Below are 18329 nucleotides of genomic sequence, written 5' to 3'. Positions count from 1 at the left end.
AGTTAAGTAACTCACCAAGGAATAGTTTTTAAAAATGAATAAAAAGAATGAGTTACCAATCATCTATTCCCTAAGAAATTGTCCCTTTGCCATGCGCGCTCGAATCGCAATTTATAAATCTCAGCAGCCAGTATTGCTACGGGACATAGTATTAAGCGATAAACCCGCTGAAATGTTGACCGTATCGCCCAAAGGTACCGTCCCGGTGCTAGTCACCCCAAATGGCACAGTAATAGAGGAAAGTTATGAAGTGATGTTGTGGGCACTTAGCATGGGCGATCCAGACGATCTGCTGTTCATGGGCGATGAAGAGATGCTCGATAAGATGCAAACCCTAATCTATCTGTTTGATAGCGAGTTCAAAGGCTGCTTAGAAAATTACAAATGCGCTAAACGCTACAGCGAAACCAATATCATCGAATGCCGTGAAGCCTGCGAAGTCTATATCGCTCAACTGGAGCAACGGTTAAGCCAACATCAATACCTGATGGCCGACAGAGAGAGCCTTGCCGATATCGCCTTGCTGCCTTTTATCCGCCAGTTTGCCCGCGTCGAGCGCCAATGGTATCTGCAAGCTCCTTATCCCCATGTTCGCCAGTGGCTCAACAACTACCTGCAAAGCAAGATGTTCAGCAAAGTAATGACAAAGCATGAATTGTGGCTACAAAATCGTGCCGATCTGCGATTCGGCGCTTGAGAAGGAATAGCCAAAAGACCCACCCATAATATCCCCATCGATTAACTCAAATTAAGATCCGCGAGCCATCTTAATTTCTTGAGCCTAAGCGCAGTTTTGCCTACAATAGCGCACGTTTTATTCATTAACAGACAACGATTATGAACGACACTACATCGCAACCAGCCTTACCGGATCGCCTTTCCGTTAATCCACGTAGCCCACATCACGTAGCTGCCATTTTTGAACATGACATCGGCATTCGCCTTAATGGCAAAGAGCGTTTTGATGTAGAAGAGTATTGCATCAGCGAAGGTTGGGTAAAAATCCCAACAAAATCGTTAGACCGTCGTGGACAGCCACTGTTAATGACCCGAAAAGGTACAGTTGAAGCTTTCTATCGTTAATACGATTAAGCGCCAACGCAAAAGCCAGCAGTGATTAACCGCTGGCTTTTTCATTTTTTAACTATTTATCACGATTTACTTATCACTATGTCGTTAATATCTGCACAGTGACAAAGTATTAGCAGCGCTTATTAAACCGAGCGTCACCTTGAACCCGTCGAATCAGCTTAGTAAAACTTTTTCCTTGAGCGCGTTTCTGTGCAATGCTTGCACCATTAAGCGCTTGCTCTCTAAGTAGCTTTTGATAACTTTGCAAACGTCGCAAATTGAGCTCTCCCCTCTCAATCGCTTGCTTAACAGCACAACCAGGTTCTTGCAAATGCTGGCAATCGACAAAGCGACACTGATGCGCTAATTCAACAATGTCGTTAAAGGTATGTTTAACTCCCTCTTCGCAATCGGCCAATTGCAACTCTCGCATACCCGGCGTATCGATAAGCAAGCCGCCAGCACGAGTAAAATGCAGTGAACGCCCCGTTGTCGTGTGGCGACCTTTAGCATCATCTTCTCGGATACTCGATGTTAACTGTTGCTGCTGCGCTAATAAGCTATTGACCAAGGTAGATTTACCTACCCCAGATGAGCCGATTAATGCCACCGTTTTGCCGTTTGCTGCATACCGATTAAGTATCTCAACACTTTCTCCATCGAGGCCATTAACCGACTCAATTAACAATCGCCCATCAAGTTGCCTCAGCTGAGTAATATATACGTCAATGTCATCGCATAGATCTTGTTTAGTTAATACCACAACGGGTGTAACCCCGGCTTCATTAACCAAAGCCAAATAACGCTCAATTCGGCTTAAGTTAAAGTCTTGATTGGCTGACGATACAATGAAAACCCAATCCAAATTAGCGGCAATCAACTGCTGGTCAAGCTTATTACCGGGAGCTTTTCGACTAAATAAAGATTGGCGTTCAAGTAGATGAACAAAGTGCAGTTTATCATCGAGTACAACCCAATCGCCCACGGTCATAGCAGGGAGCTGTCCATGAGTCGCCAACTTATGCGAGCCATTGGGTGAGAGCAGTTCGTAGTGTTGGCGATGATGCGACACCACCCGGGCTAGGGTGACATTATCAATGTCGATGTTAGCCAACTGTGTTTGAAAGTAACGATTCCAACCAAGCTGACTAAGAGATAACCCAGATACAGCAGCGTCAGCCGCTACTGTGTTTAAAGGAGTATCTAAATGAGTGTTTGGCTTTGGATCTATGCTCGAATTTGAGCTTGTCGATGTTTGAGTTGCGCGAATGACCGCGAAACGATTGAATTTTGTCATAATAACCCCAGCGCAAAGCGCCTGAATATAAAATTCGGGGATACTTATTTAGCTAAGTTCCCGGTATAAATACAATCAACTACCGGGCAATATGCACCACACAGCATTGTCTAGCGACAATACGTCAAAGTGGATTATCGTGCGTATGTTGCCCAGTAAAGGGAAGCAACAATCATCAAATTCTCCTCATCATAGTAATAAGAGTCATAAAAGGTCATCGCCAACGAACATGCTGGCTAAGCAGCGACTAATTTATCAGCAAATTAGCTAATGAGCCAGCGTTCTGGCTCACCCATTAGTTCGATGGCTTATAAAGCATATTAATCAAGCTAGCAGCTATGGCCGTGGCAGGATCGCGTCCGTCGATGGTGGGCGCGAGGTTAGTCCACACGACTAAGGTCACCTCATTATCAGGATCATGACCCATAAAGGTGTTATACCCAGGAAGCTCACCTGTATGACCGTAAAGTTGACCGAACTTAGCGATACCTAAGCCATAGGAAGCGCTATTAGGGTTACTCGAGTCTATCGCCACCACACTGTTTAATCGTTGCTGCTGTAAATCGGCATCCAGCAGATCGCCATTCACCAAGGCTTGCACCCAAATAACAAGGTCGTTGGCGGTAGAAATACCCGCACCAGCCGCCCAGCCCCAAGATGGATTAGCATGGGTTTGCTCGATAGGCGCGAGAACACCAGCTCGGGCCTCGGTCTGCATCTCCTCCGGTAACATATACGGCGGATCCATTGTCAGCACATTATTGCCGTACATATACCCCCGAGAAAAGGGCGAGGGAATTGCGTTCGAGTGAATATCAGGCAGTAGGGTGTGTTGCAGCCCAAGGGGAACAAACAGCCTATCTTGCATGATAACGGCTAAAGGTTTGCCATCGAGTTGCTCGGCAACAAGCCCAAGAAGCACAGTGTTGGTATTTGAATAGCCAAATTCAGTGCCAGGTAGGAAGTCCAGTGGATATTGGTAACTCAACGCCAATAACTCGTCTTGAGTCCAGGCTTTAGTCGGCTGCTCGTCGAGTGTCTGGTTCAGCTCTAAGGTTGTAGTGTAGTTGTGCAAACCACTGCGCATTGTCAGCAAATGAGCGATAGTAATTTGCTCTCCATTTGGCACACCAGACAAATACAGAGACACAGGATCATCAAGTTTAAGCGCTTTCTCTTGCACCAGCTGTAAAATCACTGTGCCAACCCAAGTCTTAGTGTTTGAACCCACACGTATATGCTGTGTCAGGCTAGTTGGCTCAGAACCAGCGTAACTTGAGACGCCATAAGTACTAGTAAACTCACCACTCGGGGTCCGCAAAATGACAACGGCGCCGGGAACCAGCATCTCGTTTGCCAGCTGCTCTACTGTAGCTTGCATTTGAGCCTTATCGATAGGATTAAGCGCAGCCGTGTCTGCATCTGAATTGCATGCCATGACAAAGCCCATAGTTATGCCTGTAAGCATCCCATAACCTAACAGCCGCATAATATGCGAACCCGACAACCCTATACCTGCACGAGATAACTGAATCAAAATAGCCTCCTAACTCCATGGAAAACAGAACGCCTTAGTATAAGCATACCTCAAGATATCGAGCAATTATTCCGGTTACCAATAAGTTACAAATAAGTTATCAATACCTATTTGAGTCCATATCTTTAAAGCAATGTCTTTGCTACATTTAGTTGTGAAAATGTAAAATTAAAAGCTTTAATAATAGGCTCATAATTTCTTGGAGGAAGTGTGGCGAGATTACTCATAACCTTAATCGTATTTAGTCTATTGCCAATATTACCTGTTAGCGGAAAAGAACTTAGATTTGCCGTTGTTCCCAAATATTACAGTGTTTTTTTTGATCAAAGCGAAATTGGTTGTAAAAACACAGCCGCGCAAATAGACGGTGTAGAGTGTATCTATCGTGGCCCTGACGTTGCCAATGTAAGAGTACAAAATCAATTGATAAACCAACTGATCGATGAAGGGATAGACGGGATCGCTGTCGCCATTACCCAATCCAAATTTCTTGCAGAAAACAGCATAAGAAGAGCCAAAGAAGCTGGGATCCCAGTGATTACCTATGACTCTGATTTCGATGATTCCATTAAAGAAAAACCTGAAGATTTACGACTAGCCTATATAGGTACCGACAACTTTGAACTTGGTAAGGCATTAGGTGAACAACTCAAAAAACTCCGCCCCAATGGGGGAACCCTCATCATGCAGACAGGACGACCCGATTCTCCTAATTTGAATTTAAGACTCATGGGCGTGCGGTCCGCGTTATCGGGAAAAGTATACCCAGCGCCTCCAGGAGAGTTGCTCAACAACGATCGAGGTTGGACTGAAGTGAGAGAGCCTTTTTTAAATTTCGACCAACTGGGCCAAGCGGTGAAACAGATGGAGTCGGTGATGAAAGGTAAGCCAGTAAAAGCAGACTCCTTTATTGCCGTCGGTGGTTGGGCACAAAATAATGAAGCACTCTACCGCGAAATGATTGTCCCCTACCAAAGTAAAATTGATAACAATGAAGTGGTGATTATTATCTCAGACGCCTCTCCTTCACAATTATCCATGCTGCAAGATCGTCTTGCACATATCAATATTGGTCAAAACCCTTATGAAATGGGAAGACAAGCCATTTTGACCCTGCATAAAATTGTCACCAAGCAAGATTATGACGAAATAATCTACACTCCAATCAGGTTTTGCACTCCTGATAACTATGACTCCTGTGTCAAGATTGCCACACCAGAACCTGCTAGCGATTAGTGATAATGGGCCAAACGGCGGCAATAACGCTGGTTAAACTTAAACGAACTCATGGTCAGAGTTCTCATCGCATCAACCCAGCCAACAATCATAGGCACTAAGGTCCAACAAAATACTAAGTACAAACTGCCTCTTACGTAATGCCCTAAATAGAACTGGTGTAAGCCGAACACACCAAATAGCAGACCAAACCAAATGGTGAGGGTTTGGTTTTTAATTTTTACGTTCGGGTCGATACCTGCAAGTGCTTCTAAGCCTTGGCCAGCATGACATTGCGGGCAGATGGCAACATTAAGCCCTATCTTCTGCCTGCACTGCGAACATTGCACGTCGATATATTGCGAAAATGGGCCGTAATTGGTGGGCATTGCTAACTCCTGTGTCATATACAAGTAAAACGATAATCAAAAAGCGGCTCAAATACGTTAACCATAACTTTGACCAAATACTGAGCCATACATTATGCGTACAAGTGTTCGCTGAAATATAGGTGTGTAGTTCACAAAACTAAAATAAAGCCGCGTAAAAAAGACACAAACATGAAGCAAGAGATGGGGGAAGCGAGACACGCCATCACGGCGCTAATTGAAGGTTGCTTTATCATTGTTCTCCATAGAAAATAGCGCCTAGATGAATTGCATCAAATAGCATAGGAGCGCCAACGGAATGATGACAAAATGGGCAATACGTTTTTTACAGATGGCCGAGCTCGTAGCATCTTGGAGTAAAGATCCCTCCACCCAAGTGGGCGCAGTGATCACCGAAAACAATCGCATCGTCTCATTAGGTTTTAACGGCTACCCCCACGGCATATCTGATAGCGCCGAAACCGACAACCGCGAGATGAAACTGCTTAAAACTCTGCACGCCGAAGAGAACGCCATTCTCCACGCCAAGCGCGACCTCAGCAGCTGCGAGATCTGGGTGACCCACTTCCCCTGCCCTAACTGCGCCGCCAAAATCATCCAAACAGGACTGCGCGCCGTACACAGCCCACAACCCAGCGAAGACTTCCTGTCACGCTGGGGCGATAAGATTAAAGTTAGCCAAGAGATGTTTGAGCAAGCTGGCGTTGAGGTAGATTGGATGCAGGTAGATTAACTAAACAACATTATGCAGTAAGACAGAGTAAACCGATCAGTCGTTTACGCTGGCTCACTTTAGTTGCCAAGCCACGGACTTAAAACACAAGGAAGTTTTATGACGCTAAGTACCCTATACCCATTAATCATTGCATTAGTCGCGATCTTTTTCCTCCGATTGCTTACGCTACTGATCAAGCCTTCGAGGGACGACAGTTACAACTACCGCAAACAAAAAGTGTTATTCACCGCAGCAGAACGCTCCTTCCTTGGCATACTCGACCAAGCCGTAGGTGACCAGTATCGAATACTTGGCAAGGTTCGCATCGCCGATGTACTTACGCCAGAAAAGGGCATGACCCGAAAACATTGGCAAATTGCTTTTAATAAAATCAGCAGCAAACACTTCGACTACGTACTGTGCGACAAACAAACCCTAGCTGTAGTCGCAGCCATAGAACTCGATGACAAGAGCCACAAGCAGACCAAAACACAACAACGCGACCAACTGGTCGAAGACGCCTGCCAAACCGCTGACCTTCCTCTCCTTCGATTCGACGCTAAACGTAGTTATCACATCGAAACAGTTCGCAATGACATTCAATCCCGAATCCAGACAATAAGTCCACAACCCGAAGTAGAAGCGATCCCATTTATAACCGCTAGCCGAGAAAGTTAGTGTTCTTAAATAGATGTCGACACTTCGGAGTTGAATTCGGGCGGATTACCGGGGATAGCCTTTAAAAGGCTAACATTTTAGAGAACAGGCAAACTCACAAGAACGAGTGAGGAGTGAAAAGAGAGAAGCGATACAAGCCATTTTTAATGAGAAAATTTCAGTAAAAGTTTGACGTAAGCATTGGAAATGATGTTAAAAACAAGTTAATGTCGATACAACGAACGGAATGCGAGTTGTGTATAGCAACAAGAATCAAGGAAGAAGCATTAGCTCACGAGTCACACCGCCCAGCGCTTATCAACACAAGCCCAGCATACAGCGACTCAATCCCTAAAGCCCTCCCCCTTAGATCGCTTTAAAGCGTTTCAGACAAATTAATAGTTGGCAGAGCTTTACTAGATTTAAACTTGGTCAGTCAGTACAAACCATTTAATTAACAAGAAAACAATAACAAAACTAAAGGCAAAGCTATATATGACAAGTGTTACTGAGCTATTTGAGATTTCAAGCCAGCAAAAATTTATTGACTTCTCGATGGCTGTTCTTGAAGGAAAGCTGGACTTCCCAGCTAATGTTAAATTTAAAAATTGGCCAAAAATAGAGCTAAATATTAAAGGTAAACGTTACCACAGCAGCTTACCGACATCTGTAATGGAAGGTTTTGTACAGTTCCAAAATGATGTTTACCTTGCCTTTGCTTTGATAAAATATGGGGTAGCAGACTTACGCAAGTTATCGGCAACCGAAAAACAAGACCTAGAGCTTATTTTTGAGATTAAAGAGGGATCTACGGATAGTAACTCTACAATTGACGATTGGGCCAATAAGGCATTGGGATCTTTAGGTAACATTATGAGCGGTATGAATAGTAGAGATAAAGCAGCTGTTTTAATCACGTTAGTTTTGGGCGCAGGTGGTTATTTTGCATTTGATAGCTATCAATCAAATCAAACAGAGCAAGTCAAAGTTCAAAAGGATGTTGAACTGGCCAGATTAAAAGTTGAGTCGGAAAAGGTAACAGCAGAAACACAAAAGCAAAGTATTGCAGCACTGCAAGATGCAAATCAACAAATTCAAAAGGTAACTGTTGCCGCTTTGCAACAGAAAATCACTGAAGAGGCTAGCGAAGAAACCTTAACACGTATAAAGACAGCTTCTGCTCAGTTCAACGCAGGGCATAGAGCTGTTGTTCGGAGTGCACAAGATGCAGAACAAATTACCATTGCGAGTGCCGTGCTAGACAAAGAAGCAATTAAAGAAATAGCTAAAAAGCCTAGACCAGTTCGAGACCGTCAACCTTTAACGGTAGAGTGCATTATGCAGGGAATGAAGCGTCATAAAGACTTCATGACTTTTAATGTTAGCTGCCCCGCAGGAGAATTCCCTTTGCGAGTAGCCACTAACATTGAGGGAGCAAAATCTGAGGTGGACGTTCTATTTGAAGCACTAAGAACAGGGAGACCAGTTAAAATAAAACTTAACGCTAACTATATCGATCAAAAAATTGAAAAAGCACAGTTTGTTGGGGTGATAAAAGAGCCTGTTGCTAAGGTTTAAAATCGGATAAGGTTTGCATAAATAATATTTATCCGCACTGAAACTTGAAAGCACGCACTTAAAGCGTGCTTTTTTATAGGCGTTTTAACTCACGCTAACTAGCTTCGCAGTGTCTTAATTCAATAGCTGTACTCAGACAGTAATTTCAAACCTGAACAGACAAATATTTTATATTCAAATTATAAGGCAACAAAAACATTCGCTTTTGACAGCTAAACCTCACGTAAAGTCAGCTACCAGCATAATGGCGTTACTGCCGATGATAAGGCAAGGCGAATCGAAGGCTTTAGCCCGGAGTTGACTGGTGTCAATGAGGACTAGAGCCGAGGTTCAACGAAGCATTATCGAGGTTAAGTAGCCATTACTCAGATAAAGGAATGAGGCCATGCTGATGTGCAACACTATTAGCCACTGCAACTAGTCTCGCCTTTATCCCCTGCTCTATACCAACGCCGTCCTCAAGCAGATCATCGACTGCAATAAAAGCCGTGGTCGTTAGCTTGCTGCAGTCATACTGGTAGGCATAACCCGATTCGACTCTCCAACGCTTTTCAAGATCGGCCGCAGCGCTTTCTTCACCGTTCTCATTCTTCACCTGTGTTTCCGCCTGTGTGCCCGCTGGTGCGCTCGTCAAATGCTCGGCTTTCTCTGCTAGCGATCGAACCAAGGTAAAATCGAAAGACAAGATGAAATCTTCATTACTATACCAATCCGCCTTTAATGCCTGAAAATTGATCCACATCTCCAGCTGGGTCAACAAGGGGTTAAGCGAACTCGAAAATTGGCCATCGGCCGCTACCGTAATGGGAAATCCTTGCTGCATACTTTTGTTTTCCTTTGCCTTTTACATTTAGCCTTTTGCATTTAGCGCGCTCAAGCCTTTTTAGTAAAACGAGCCATGTATGACGCTGGTGATAGTGTAGATTTTGCTGGCTAACCACCCTAGATGCAACCACAACCAATTGATAGCACCCAACAAAAAAGCAACCAGATGGTCGCTTTCTTAATGCTTTAGATAACTAACCAAACCAACATAATTGCGTCGCTGGCGAGAAACCCAAGCAGCGTAATGGCGTTACTGCCGATAGTCAGACAAAGAAATAGTTATGATTTATAAGTACAATTTATTATCAACAAAAACTAAAACAGCGCCAGTTAGATATCCGTGAGTCGATTTGAGTATCTATATGTAGTGTGTAAATTGGCTTTGTCTGTTTATGGTTTGCTCGTTACCTTAAGACATTTGCGCCTGCGTGCTCATAATCGCTTGGTCCCAATAGGGCGGAGAGCCATAGTAGCCATCGATAAAATCAATAAAACATCTCACTTTATTTGGCAGTAGTTTTCGGTTGGCATATACCGCATATAAACCTATAGGTTCAGGGGCAAACTCAGGCAATATTTCCACCAATTCACCACGACTAATGGCCTCGCTTGCGATAAAAGTAGGCTGTAGCACGATACCCGCGCCTGCAATCGCAGCCCCCACCAACACATCACCATTATTACAATGAAATTGACCACTAGATTCACTGTTTTTCGCCCTGATGCACTGAGATATCTCGTCTTTACCCTCCTTTTCCATGTAGCTGTAATGCAAGTAGCGGTGATGCTGTATATCTTCAGGTCGGCGCGGAACGCCATGTCTTTTGAGGTATGCCGGCGCGGCGCATAACATTAATCGAATTGGTGCTATGGGTTTGGCAATAAGTGACGAGCTTTTAAGCCGCCCAATACGCAGTGCTATATCATAACCTTCATCGACAATATCGACTTTGCGATCGTTAAGCTGCAAATCGACATTAACTTGCGGGTACTGCAATTGGAACTCAGCAAGCAACTTGCTTAGATGTTTTAACGCAAATGATACCGGCGCACTTATCCTCAGGGTACCTTTGGGGTTTTGTTGCAGGCCGCCTAATTGAGAGTCCATCTCATCGATACTTAATAGGATCTGCTGCGCATGCTGAAAGTAATGTGTACCTGCTTCGGTAAGACTCACTTTCCGAGTGGTGCGATGTAGTAGTCGCACATCGAGGCGCTCCTCTAATTTAGACACGTATTTGCTCACCAGTTGCGGTGATAGCTGCATTACGGTCGCTGCATTGCTGAAACTGCCTTCGGTCACGACCGAGACAAAGGCGCGCATGGCGTCAATTCTATCCATTACTTAGTCCCATTACTTAGTCCCATTACTTAGTCCCATCGCTTAGCCGATTAAAAACAATATGTTGATAATTATTCTACAAAATCCATCTTACTCCTGCATTATGTTGATAGTAAAGTGTGTTCATCCCAAGATGGGAACCGAATCAACTCAATTTAATGAAGGGCACAAGTATGAACAGATCACGATTAAACATACTATTTGAAACGAATGCTGGACTTGCAGGCTTAATACTCAGAGCACCAATAGGCCTAATTCTAGCCGCTCACGGCGCACAGAAACTATTTGCGTGGTTTGGTGGTTACGGCTTAGAAGGAACGGGACAATGGATGGCGAGCATTGGCATGACGCCGGGTTATTTAATGGCATTACTGGCTGGCAGCGCTGAGTTCTTTGGTGGTTTAGCCTTGGTGTTAGGTCTAGTGACTCGCCCTGCGGCAGCGGTAGCAGCCTTTACTATGCTAGTTGCTATATTCACCGTACATATTAGCAATGGTCTATTTATGTCAAACAACGGCTATGAATATGCGTTAACACTCTTGATCGCGCTCCTTGCTATAGTAGTACAAGGTGCAGGTTCGCTAAGCCTTGATAAGCTTATCGCTAACAAGCTCAATCGCTAGTACAGATCACGTCACGCGCCTAATATAATAGTTAACGCGATGACTGATGTAATGGCTAAGGCTATCGCTGAGGTTAAGTAAGCATGTTAATCAAGGGCAAACCCGCAACGACCTACCAGCATGAGCTTGGAGAGAAGATGCACAACCTAAACATCGCTTTTATTTCCCACGGTGGTGGCCCTATGCCACTGCTTGATGACCCTAGTCATGCCGATTTAGTCGTTTATCTAAAATCCTTGGCTAGCAAGCTAGCACGCCCTAGCGCCATTTTAGTGATTAGCGCTCATTGGGAAGAGTCGGTGGCGACAATCACCGCAAACGCTAATCCTAAAATGATTTACGATTATTCAGGCTTTCCCGCTGCGAGCTATCAGTTGCAATACCCAAGTCCAGGAGAGCCGATACTCGCAGAAAAAATACAAAAGGCGTTACAAAGTGCCAATATTACGGCGACATTAGACTATCAGCGCGGCTATGATCACGGTATGTTTGTGCCGTTAATGCTGATGTATCCCGAGGCGGATATTCCGGTTATTCAGCTGTCACTGGTTAACACCTTAGATGCACAGCAACACCTGAACATAGGCAAAGCATTACAGGCCCTAGATCACGATAATTTATTAGTGATAGGTTCTGGGTTTTCATTTCATAATATGCGAGAGTTTTTTGCGCCGAACACCGAGGATCGCCAGGTTAAAAACCACCAGTTTGAACACTGGCTGCAGACAACCTTGAGCGATAAGCAGCTCACCGAAGCGGCACGAACCCAAGCAATGGTAGACTGGCTTAGCGCCCCTCATGCCCGCTATTGTCAGCCCCGCGAAGAGCACCTGTTGCCACTTCACGTGTGCTACGGTTTAGCTGGTCGCGCCAGTGATGAACATCAAAACGTCACCATTTTTAACAAGCGCTCAAGCTCGTTTGTGTGGCACAGCCAAGCAGAAAGTTCACCAAGCTAGCGATTGTTAAGCAGAGGTTTTGCTCATCAATGAAAGCTGGATGCAGAAACGACACATTTTCCAGCAACCCACAAAAAAGCGAACCCAAAGGTTCGCTTTTTAATCTCTAAAGCACATATACACTATCAGACTAGAAGTCCCAATCCAGAGAGAAACGATTACCCGCAGGTAAAATCGGCTCCACTGTCTTTTTATACTTAGCTTTCACTCGACCTTTGCTTTGACCAATCGCTTTCAACTGATTAAACCCGGGTGTTGCATCCGCAATAAAATTCTCTTGATAATAATGCCGAGAAAGCGCTCCCAGGCTATAGGCCGCTGCCGGCGCCATATCGGTATAAAGCAAGTGAGTAAAACTAGTAACAAAGGTATCGGCTTGGCTTTTAGACAACCGCTTGAAGGTCCTCATTTGTAACCTAGCCATCAAGAGTAAATACTTTGCTTCATCTCTCGAATCGGCTTGAAAATGGTGATGCTCTAAGATGGCTAACGCAGCCTCTGGATTGGCTGTTTTTAACGCTCCAGTCGCTTGTTTAAGGTATTGCGCATCAAGTGACTCGCGGGGCATTGTATTGCTATCAGCCAATATTTGAGCGATGACAGTGGTGAAATCATTCTGTGCTACCGCTGCACAAATATCTATCCACTGTAATGTCGACATGTGATATTGATAAGCGCTATCAAATGCCGTATTTGGCGTATCGTCAGCCTTTAATGGCAACACCCGACAACCAAACTGCAAAGCCAGCTCAATTTCTTTTATCACTTCACTCGAGCCAGTGTAATTAACTCGCGCATCACCCATAGAGTTTTTTGTACACAGTACCAAAAACAGTTCTGCGTCATTCAAGCCTTTAGGAATGCGGGCGGCATAATGTTCGCCGCCCGCAATTTTTTCCTGATCAAACCATACCTGATGACCACAACGTTCTAAACTTGCCTTGAGTGACAAGGCAAGCGCACGATCTTTTGAGCTGTAACTAAGAAACAAGTTCTTCATTGCGTTCCTGCTTATGCAGCTTGAGTTGATGACGGATATTCTTAATTGCCTCTTCAGCTTTATTAGTTGAGATCTCGCTATCTAAAGCCGCATTATCTTTATTCATGGATTTAATTTGAGTTTCAATATCATCTAACTCTTCTTCACGTTCCTCATCATCCATGTCTGTGTCTTCAAGAATGCTTTTCTTTCTTGCTTCCAGTGCCTTCAAGATAGAATGGTTGCTGACTCTCTCTTTCTCTTCGTTATCTTTAGCTGCCTCGACAATACTTCGTAAACTTTCTTGAGTAAGAATAGTTAACCGAATCTTATCGCCACTACTCACAACGAGATTAACGTCTATTGCCGAAATCGTCTTTTTACCAATGCCAGTTTGACGCTCCACATCGTCCTTATTAACTGTGGTCACATCTTTGTAGAAGAAACTTTTTGACGATTTACCGCTTAATTCTTTGTTAATAAAGTCATAAAAACCGGTAAACAGATCAATTTTGTCTGCGGTTAAGAAAATAAATTGGATATATTGAACGGCAAACACCAATGATCCATTTTTATCTCCCCAGAAACTAAATTCATTTTCACCATGTAGCTTAGTTAATGCTGGAGCACGCCTTTCATCAGACTGAATCAATGCCCAATCACTTAATACAATGGCTTCGTGATTTGAGTAAATAACATCCTCTTTTTCTAGACCACAGCTATGAAGGGCTTGTTTTTCGATCTCATTTTCAATAACACTTTGTATGGTCGCATTAACAGATTCACCACTATAGAGATTACGATTCTTTCTTAGCGGTACACTCTTCCATAGTTGAGCACGATGGGCTTTTACCTTATCAATTAGCTGACAATACTCGGGTAAAAGTGCATTAAGTAGCGTTAAGTTTCCGGTTTCCAAAAGCTGCAATGTTTTTTGACTTCGGTTTTTCATAAAGAAGATCAAACACAATAACAACGGCAGACCTGCTGCCCCAGCACAAATGATCATAACGACATCGAGCTTAAGAGGCCTGAATCCAGAAACATAATCGCCCGCCAACTGATTAAACAAGTCTGGTGCATTTTCCCCTGTGCATAAAACGGCACCAACGCCAGCAACAACTAAGGTTAAAAACAGCATCACCAAGCTAATAATCTTATTAAAGCCACGCTTTTTCTTGTGAATTTCCTGCGCTTCTTGTGCTGTTTCAATTTTTTGTTTAAGCACTTTTTCTGCCGAACGAGCCGCTTTCACCTCTCTTTTCATCGCAGTGGTCAGTTCTCGCGGAATAGGACGATTAAAAAAGTCCCATATCTCTTTTTGTTTGGCATCATTGTCAAAATTCAGCTTTTGCGACTCCAGTTCCCGAGCGGGCACTAAAACGCTTTTGCTTTCATTGCTACCGATAAAATTTCTTAAATGAGGGTAATGGTTAATTGTTGGCTGCTTTTCAATATGTTGTTCAACCTGGGTTAATGCTTTTGATAAAGCGGCAAATAAGTCAGAGACTTCAGCGGAGTTAACATGCGAATCAATTAGTGTGCCATCGTTTTGCCATAATGAGACTTGCTCATTAGCGTTTTTAATCAGCAATTGCTGTTCTGCCACTTTCTCAATGAAACCATTTTCAAATGAGAAGTTAAAATTAAATCGCTTTAAACTTTGCCCTGAGTCCGACCAAAGTGTTGGTTTTTCACCGTCACTCCAAGTTAACCAATTACCACTACTTAGCTGGCAAAGGGACTTTAACGGCTTTTTTTGCCCTTTTAACTGTACAACTTGATCGCCAGAAAAACGGAAAATGCTGATACCTTCTGGCTCACTGATAGCTAACTGCTTTTGGTTAACGAAGAATTGTATTGAGTCAAGATTGTCAATTTTCGCTTCAATCGTTGAATAGCAGGCGCCCGATCTCGGATTCCAAAAACGTAAACTGCCATCTTTACTTGCAGTTGCTATATTGCCATCTGCAAGCTCAAACACACCGATAATCACATCGTCATGCTCATCAAGACTAGCAACATGCTCACCATAGAATTTAAACACCTGCACTGTGTGGTCTAGGCTTACTGTAATAAAGTGGCCGATATTAGTTTTATGCTGCAGCGGAATAACTGCTGTCACCTTGTCTTGATGTATATCAATGGTCAGATGGATATCTTCGTCTTCACATATCAAATCAAATTCATGGCTATTGTGCCACTCAACTTGGTAGTCGTTACTTACCGCTAACTTGGATCGTGTTTTTTCGACTTCTGCTAATGTTTTAGTGGGGTAACGCCCTAATATTGGTGAACTCATTGTCTCTATTTCCTACGACTTCAGATATTTTATTGTTTTTGCTTTAAATCATTATTCATCTCTGAACTTGTCCAAGAGACATGTTCAAACATGGCCTCTCTCGCTAGATCTAATAACATTTGTTTTTTTGACGGCGTTAACTGGCCTTCTAGTAATACCAACGCTCGGCGGTATAAGTCCTCAAGGCTTTCATAGCCTTTTGCGGTCATCTCATAACCTGCGAGCTCGCTCCACAACATAATCAAACCCGCCATCATTAAGCTGTATTGAAGTATCAACATCAGCCATTCGTTAACTTGAGTGAATATCGTTAATTGCATTGTTAGCTGCAGCGACATCAACACCAGCAGTACAATACCAATGCCAATAGAGCTATAAAAAAAACGTCGAGCATATCGGTTTGCCATACTGGCGGCATACCTCGGACGTTTATAAATAAGCTCTTTAAATGAGCTCGCGCTTAATTGGAGTCTTGAACTTAAAAAGCCAAGTTGATCTCGCAACCACTTTTGTTCGATATCTTGTCGCTGAAATGGAGCTTGATGGCGCCACCAGTCCAGCTCTGCGACACTAATTGCATGGTTGAGCAAAGGTAGGTGTAACCTAAAACGACGCGGAATAAGCGTTGTAGATGAAGGGTCAATATCGGCCATATTCAAAAAACCCCGAATACGCATTGCCTCAGCTACGCCTCGAGCAAGTTGATAATTCCATTTCATGTCTTTTCTGGCCGTCTGTTTGATGACCCACCAACAGCTTAAAATCACCAAAAAAATCAATGCAAATATGCCCAAACCGATTTCAGAGTTAACCCAGTTTCCAGCAATTTCATATAAGCCATACCCAGGTATAGCCAGTAAAAAAAACATTAATACGAATTTTCGATATTCAGCTTGAGATGCTAATGCAAGTGCATCGGCAGTTTTAAAGATAGGAGCCGTGGCTTTTAGACCCATACTTTCGTCAATTGCTTGTTCTGCACTGTGTTGACGAGCCTTAGTGTTATGCACTGTCAATTCAGCTACTAACTTAACAAACTCCTTAGATAAGAAGTCTTTTAAGTAACTGTCACTTTGCTCGCTTTTACGCAAGCTTGAATACAAGTTACCAACCGATACGCCAGTATTACCTTGGCTATGCTCGATAAACTCAAATGCAGGATCGACATCAGTCGATTCATTTTGTGTCAACCGAGAAACACAGATGTGATGTACTAAACCTGAGGTTTGACCATCAAAGTCAGAAGTGGGTTGCAAAGCTGGATTTTCAGTTCCTTGCGGCCATGTCACTTCGGCCCCAAGTTTGTACATCACAACATCAGCAGTACCGCCAGCACCCAGTGAGGGTTTACCGTCCCATAACGACAGTAATACATTACTGTATTTGGAGATAAAAAGGCCTTGATTAAGATATAAGCTGTTGCGTAACGCACCATAGGAGCGGTCAACAATGGCTGCTTCATAATCATCTTTGTTCAAATTATGGCGCACTTCAATGAGTTCATTATTGCTTAACTCAAGCGCTGCAATAACGGTATTCAGTTGCTCAAGGGCGTCAGGGGCATAACTAAGCCCTTTAAAGTCTGCTTGATAGTTAGTTAAGGGCATGGGTAAACAGCCAATAACTTTAAACGCACCAAGCTCAGCCGATTGTTGCATCTCTAGCGCCACTTCAGCGGCGAGTAAATCAGCGCCAGCAGCCAAACCAGTCATTAGCCAAATGGGAGTATTAGGGCCAACCACCTCACGCCAATACAGCAGTGCTTGGCGAATATCATCTTTATAGGGTGATTGCAGTTCTGAATTGGTTGAATTTGGTATGTCTCTATGTCCAGTAACACCAATAATAAACGGTAGACAATTTTCTAATACATCATTGTGAAGGGACATCCATTAAATCCACTTAATCCATTAAAAACGCAGTGTTAATATACTAACCAGAGCTAGAGAAAAGTGAAACCATATTTTAACAAGCAGAATCGGCCAGATCAGAAAAGTGTGACTTAAGAGGTCACAATTCATTACCAAAGCCAATAGAGACTTCAAAGCAAATCACAGAGAGTGATCGCTAATTAAGTCATACTTTTAATCTACTTGCTGCCACATTTGCGAAATGGCCAGTTCATGTTGCTCAAAGACTGAGAAGCTTTGTTTATAGTTGTGACGTTGTTGGTTTTCCCGTGATGGCTCGGTAATGCAAAAAGCCAGAATCGCTAAATTCCACGCGTAAGCTTCAGACCATAATGGAGGATTGCTTTGATAACCTGCCTCAGAAAACGCCAACATTTGTTTACTCAATGGTTCTAAATCAAACGCCCAGCTATTTAACTCATGCACGCTTGAGAAACACTGAAGTAATGTGAAGTACAGATGTGCAAAACAATCTGCTAGCACCAGTGAACTCGACAGTTCAACAGCACGCTCAGCTAGCGCAACAACCTGGTGAGGCCGATAAAACTGGCGATATAAACAGGCTAGCTGACTTATATTTTGTGGGTAAAGCTCAATAACCTCAGCCAATTCTAAATCTTGATTTGCTACCTCATCATGCTGAAGATGGCTATACAACGACTCAATTTCAGCTAAAGTCGCCTCATAAGGCGCAATCAGTTCTTTGAAGGATGCTGTATGTCATAGGTCTTATCCGTATGTCATAGGTCTTATCCAAACCTTCGAGCTGTTTTCTCAGCGCGGCTAATCCATTCAAGACTGTTATAGAACTGCCTAACACCAGTTATTACACATAAAAAATCTACTCTGCGCCTATTGTTCCTACCTTTCGATAAATCATCAAACAATCATACGCACGTCGTGCATATCGCCTTGTTGGTTTTACCCAAG

At 43.5% G+C, this 18329-nt stretch carries 17 protein-coding genes; 8 read left to right on the top strand and 9 right to left on the bottom strand.

The window, feature by feature from the left end:
• The first annotated feature begins 34 nt into the window (after positions 1 to 34).
• Both K0I73_RS04160 and K0I73_RS04155 read left to right on the top strand, forming a co-directional pair.
• Positions 35 to 697, top strand: coding sequence for a glutathione S-transferase (locus K0I73_RS04160; RefSeq protein WP_220063269.1), 663 nt, complete (start codon positions 35 to 37; stop codon positions 695 to 697).
• Positions 698 to 837: 140 nt separating this feature from the next.
• Positions 838 to 1083 carry a DUF3297 family protein gene (locus K0I73_RS04155; protein WP_220063268.1) on the top strand — a complete coding sequence of 82 codons (246 nt, stop codon included), beginning with the start codon at positions 838 to 840 and terminating at the stop codon, positions 1081 to 1083.
• Between the two features lie 118 nt (positions 1084 to 1201).
• Here K0I73_RS04155 and rsgA read toward each other — a convergent pair whose 3' ends face one another.
• Positions 1202 to 2368: a ribosome small subunit-dependent GTPase A gene (gene rsgA / locus K0I73_RS04150; protein WP_220063267.1), complete on the bottom strand. Its 1167-nt coding sequence runs from the start codon at positions 2366 to 2368 to the stop codon at positions 1202 to 1204.
• A gap of 295 nt (positions 2369 to 2663) precedes the next feature.
• Positions 2664 to 3905 (bottom strand): serine hydrolase domain-containing protein, encoded by a 1242-nt coding sequence (locus K0I73_RS04145; RefSeq protein ID WP_258405289.1) that lies wholly within the window; start codon positions 3903 to 3905, stop codon positions 2664 to 2666.
• Positions 3906 to 4115: 210 nt separating this feature from the next.
• Between K0I73_RS04145 and K0I73_RS04140 the strand changes: the two genes are divergently transcribed.
• A complete protein-coding gene (locus tag K0I73_RS04140) occupies positions 4116 to 5141 on the top strand; it encodes a substrate-binding domain-containing protein (RefSeq protein ID WP_220063266.1) in 1026 nt (341 codons plus the stop codon).
• On the opposite strand, the gene K0I73_RS04135 is transcribed toward K0I73_RS04140, so the two are convergent.
• Positions 5138 to 5509, bottom strand: a complete 372-nt coding sequence (locus K0I73_RS04135) for a TM2 domain-containing protein (RefSeq protein ID WP_220063265.1) — start codon at positions 5507 to 5509, stop codon at positions 5138 to 5140. The two genes, K0I73_RS04140 and K0I73_RS04135, sit on opposite strands and share 4 nt — an antisense overlap.
• 298 nt (positions 5510 to 5807) lie before the next feature.
• On the opposite strand from K0I73_RS04135, the gene K0I73_RS04130 reads away from it, so the two are divergent.
• The 3 genes from K0I73_RS04130 to K0I73_RS04120 all read left to right on the top strand — a co-directional run bounded on the left by K0I73_RS04130 (position 5808) and on the right by K0I73_RS04120 (position 8459).
• Positions 5808 to 6242: a dCMP deaminase family protein gene (locus K0I73_RS04130; RefSeq protein ID WP_220063264.1), complete on the top strand. Its 435-nt coding sequence runs from the start codon at positions 5808 to 5810 to the stop codon at positions 6240 to 6242.
• Between the two features lie 99 nt (positions 6243 to 6341).
• Entirely contained in the window at positions 6342 to 6902 is a 561-nt protein-coding gene (locus K0I73_RS04125) for a DUF2726 domain-containing protein (protein ID WP_220063263.1), read from the top strand.
• A gap of 474 nt (positions 6903 to 7376) precedes the next feature.
• Positions 7377 to 8459 carry a hypothetical protein gene (locus tag K0I73_RS04120; protein WP_220063262.1) on the top strand — a complete coding sequence of 361 codons (1083 nt, stop codon included), beginning with the start codon at positions 7377 to 7379 and terminating at the stop codon, positions 8457 to 8459.
• Positions 8460 to 8820: 361 nt separating this feature from the next.
• On the opposite strand, the gene K0I73_RS04115 is transcribed toward K0I73_RS04120, so the two are convergent.
• Both K0I73_RS04115 and K0I73_RS04110 read right to left on the bottom strand, forming a co-directional pair.
• Complete coding sequence (locus K0I73_RS04115; RefSeq protein WP_220063261.1) at positions 8821 to 9282, bottom strand: hypothetical protein; 462 nt, start codon at positions 9280 to 9282, stop codon at positions 8821 to 8823.
• Between the two features lie 411 nt (positions 9283 to 9693).
• Entirely contained in the window at positions 9694 to 10626 is a 933-nt protein-coding gene (locus tag K0I73_RS04110; RefSeq protein ID WP_220063260.1) for a LysR family transcriptional regulator, read from the bottom strand.
• Positions 10627 to 10799: 173 nt separating this feature from the next.
• On the opposite strand from K0I73_RS04110, the gene K0I73_RS04105 reads away from it, so the two are divergent.
• Both K0I73_RS04105 and K0I73_RS04100 read left to right on the top strand, forming a co-directional pair.
• Positions 10800 to 11249, top strand: coding sequence for a DoxX family protein (locus K0I73_RS04105; RefSeq protein WP_220063259.1), 450 nt, complete (start codon positions 10800 to 10802; stop codon positions 11247 to 11249).
• A gap of 83 nt (positions 11250 to 11332) precedes the next feature.
• On the top strand, positions 11333 to 12208 hold the full coding sequence (locus K0I73_RS04100; protein WP_350355292.1) for a DODA-type extradiol aromatic ring-opening family dioxygenase: 876 nt from the start codon (positions 11333 to 11335) through the stop codon (positions 12206 to 12208).
• Between the two features lie 130 nt (positions 12209 to 12338).
• Here K0I73_RS04100 and K0I73_RS04095 read toward each other — a convergent pair whose 3' ends face one another.
• From K0I73_RS04095 to K0I73_RS04080, 4 genes are all read right to left on the bottom strand, one after another.
• Positions 12339 to 13208: a toll/interleukin-1 receptor domain-containing protein gene (locus K0I73_RS04095; protein ID WP_220063258.1), complete on the bottom strand. Its 870-nt coding sequence runs from the start codon at positions 13206 to 13208 to the stop codon at positions 12339 to 12341.
• Entirely contained in the window at positions 13189 to 15240 is a 2052-nt protein-coding gene (locus K0I73_RS04090; RefSeq protein WP_220063257.1) for a WD40 repeat domain-containing protein, read from the bottom strand. The genes K0I73_RS04095 and K0I73_RS04090 overlap by 20 nt, the downstream gene beginning before the upstream one ends.
• 278 nt (positions 15241 to 15518) lie before the next feature.
• A complete protein-coding gene (locus K0I73_RS04085) occupies positions 15519 to 17378 on the bottom strand; it encodes a hypothetical protein (protein WP_220063256.1) in 1860 nt (619 codons plus the stop codon).
• Between the two features lie 195 nt (positions 17379 to 17573).
• Positions 17574 to 18008: a hypothetical protein gene (locus K0I73_RS04080; RefSeq protein WP_220063255.1), complete on the bottom strand. Its 435-nt coding sequence runs from the start codon at positions 18006 to 18008 to the stop codon at positions 17574 to 17576.
• Between the last annotated feature and the right edge of the window lie 321 nt (positions 18009 to 18329).

It is taken from the genome of Shewanella mesophila (assembly GCF_019457515.1).
Classification (GTDB): domain Bacteria; phylum Pseudomonadota; class Gammaproteobacteria; order Enterobacterales; family Shewanellaceae; genus Shewanella; species Shewanella mesophila.
This window is presented reverse-complemented; position numbering and strand designations above follow the sequence as displayed.

Excerpts from the sequence above, each read along its gene's own strand:
- K0I73_RS04160 (WP_220063269.1), top strand. The coding sequence starts at position 35 with ATGAATAAAAAGAATGAGTTACCAATCATCTATTCCCTAAGAAATTGT.
- K0I73_RS04155 (WP_220063268.1), top strand. The coding sequence starts at position 838 with ATGAACGACACTACATCGCAACCAGCCTTACCGGATCGCCTTTCCGTT.
- rsgA (WP_220063267.1), bottom strand. The coding sequence starts at position 2,368 with ATGACAAAATTCAATCGTTTCGCGGTCATTCGCGCAACTCAAACATCG.
- K0I73_RS04135 (WP_220063265.1), bottom strand. The coding sequence starts at position 5,509 with ATGCCCACCAATTACGGCCCATTTTCGCAATATATCGACGTGCAATGT.
- K0I73_RS04130 (WP_220063264.1), top strand. The coding sequence starts at position 5,808 with ATGATGACAAAATGGGCAATACGTTTTTTACAGATGGCCGAGCTCGTA.
- K0I73_RS04125 (WP_220063263.1), top strand. The coding sequence starts at position 6,342 with ATGACGCTAAGTACCCTATACCCATTAATCATTGCATTAGTCGCGATC.
- K0I73_RS04120 (WP_220063262.1), top strand. The coding sequence starts at position 7,377 with ATGACAAGTGTTACTGAGCTATTTGAGATTTCAAGCCAGCAAAAATTT.
- K0I73_RS04115 (WP_220063261.1), bottom strand. The coding sequence starts at position 9,282 with ATGCAGCAAGGATTTCCCATTACGGTAGCGGCCGATGGCCAATTTTCG.
- K0I73_RS04110 (WP_220063260.1), bottom strand. The coding sequence starts at position 10,626 with ATGGATAGAATTGACGCCATGCGCGCCTTTGTCTCGGTCGTGACCGAA.
- K0I73_RS04105 (WP_220063259.1), top strand. The coding sequence starts at position 10,800 with ATGAACAGATCACGATTAAACATACTATTTGAAACGAATGCTGGACTT.
- K0I73_RS04100 (WP_350355292.1), top strand. The coding sequence starts at position 11,333 with ATGTTAATCAAGGGCAAACCCGCAACGACCTACCAGCATGAGCTTGGA.
- K0I73_RS04095 (WP_220063258.1), bottom strand. The coding sequence starts at position 13,208 with ATGAAGAACTTGTTTCTTAGTTACAGCTCAAAAGATCGTGCGCTTGCC.
- K0I73_RS04085 (WP_220063256.1), bottom strand. The coding sequence starts at position 17,378 with ATGTCCCTTCACAATGATGTATTAGAAAATTGTCTACCGTTTATTATT.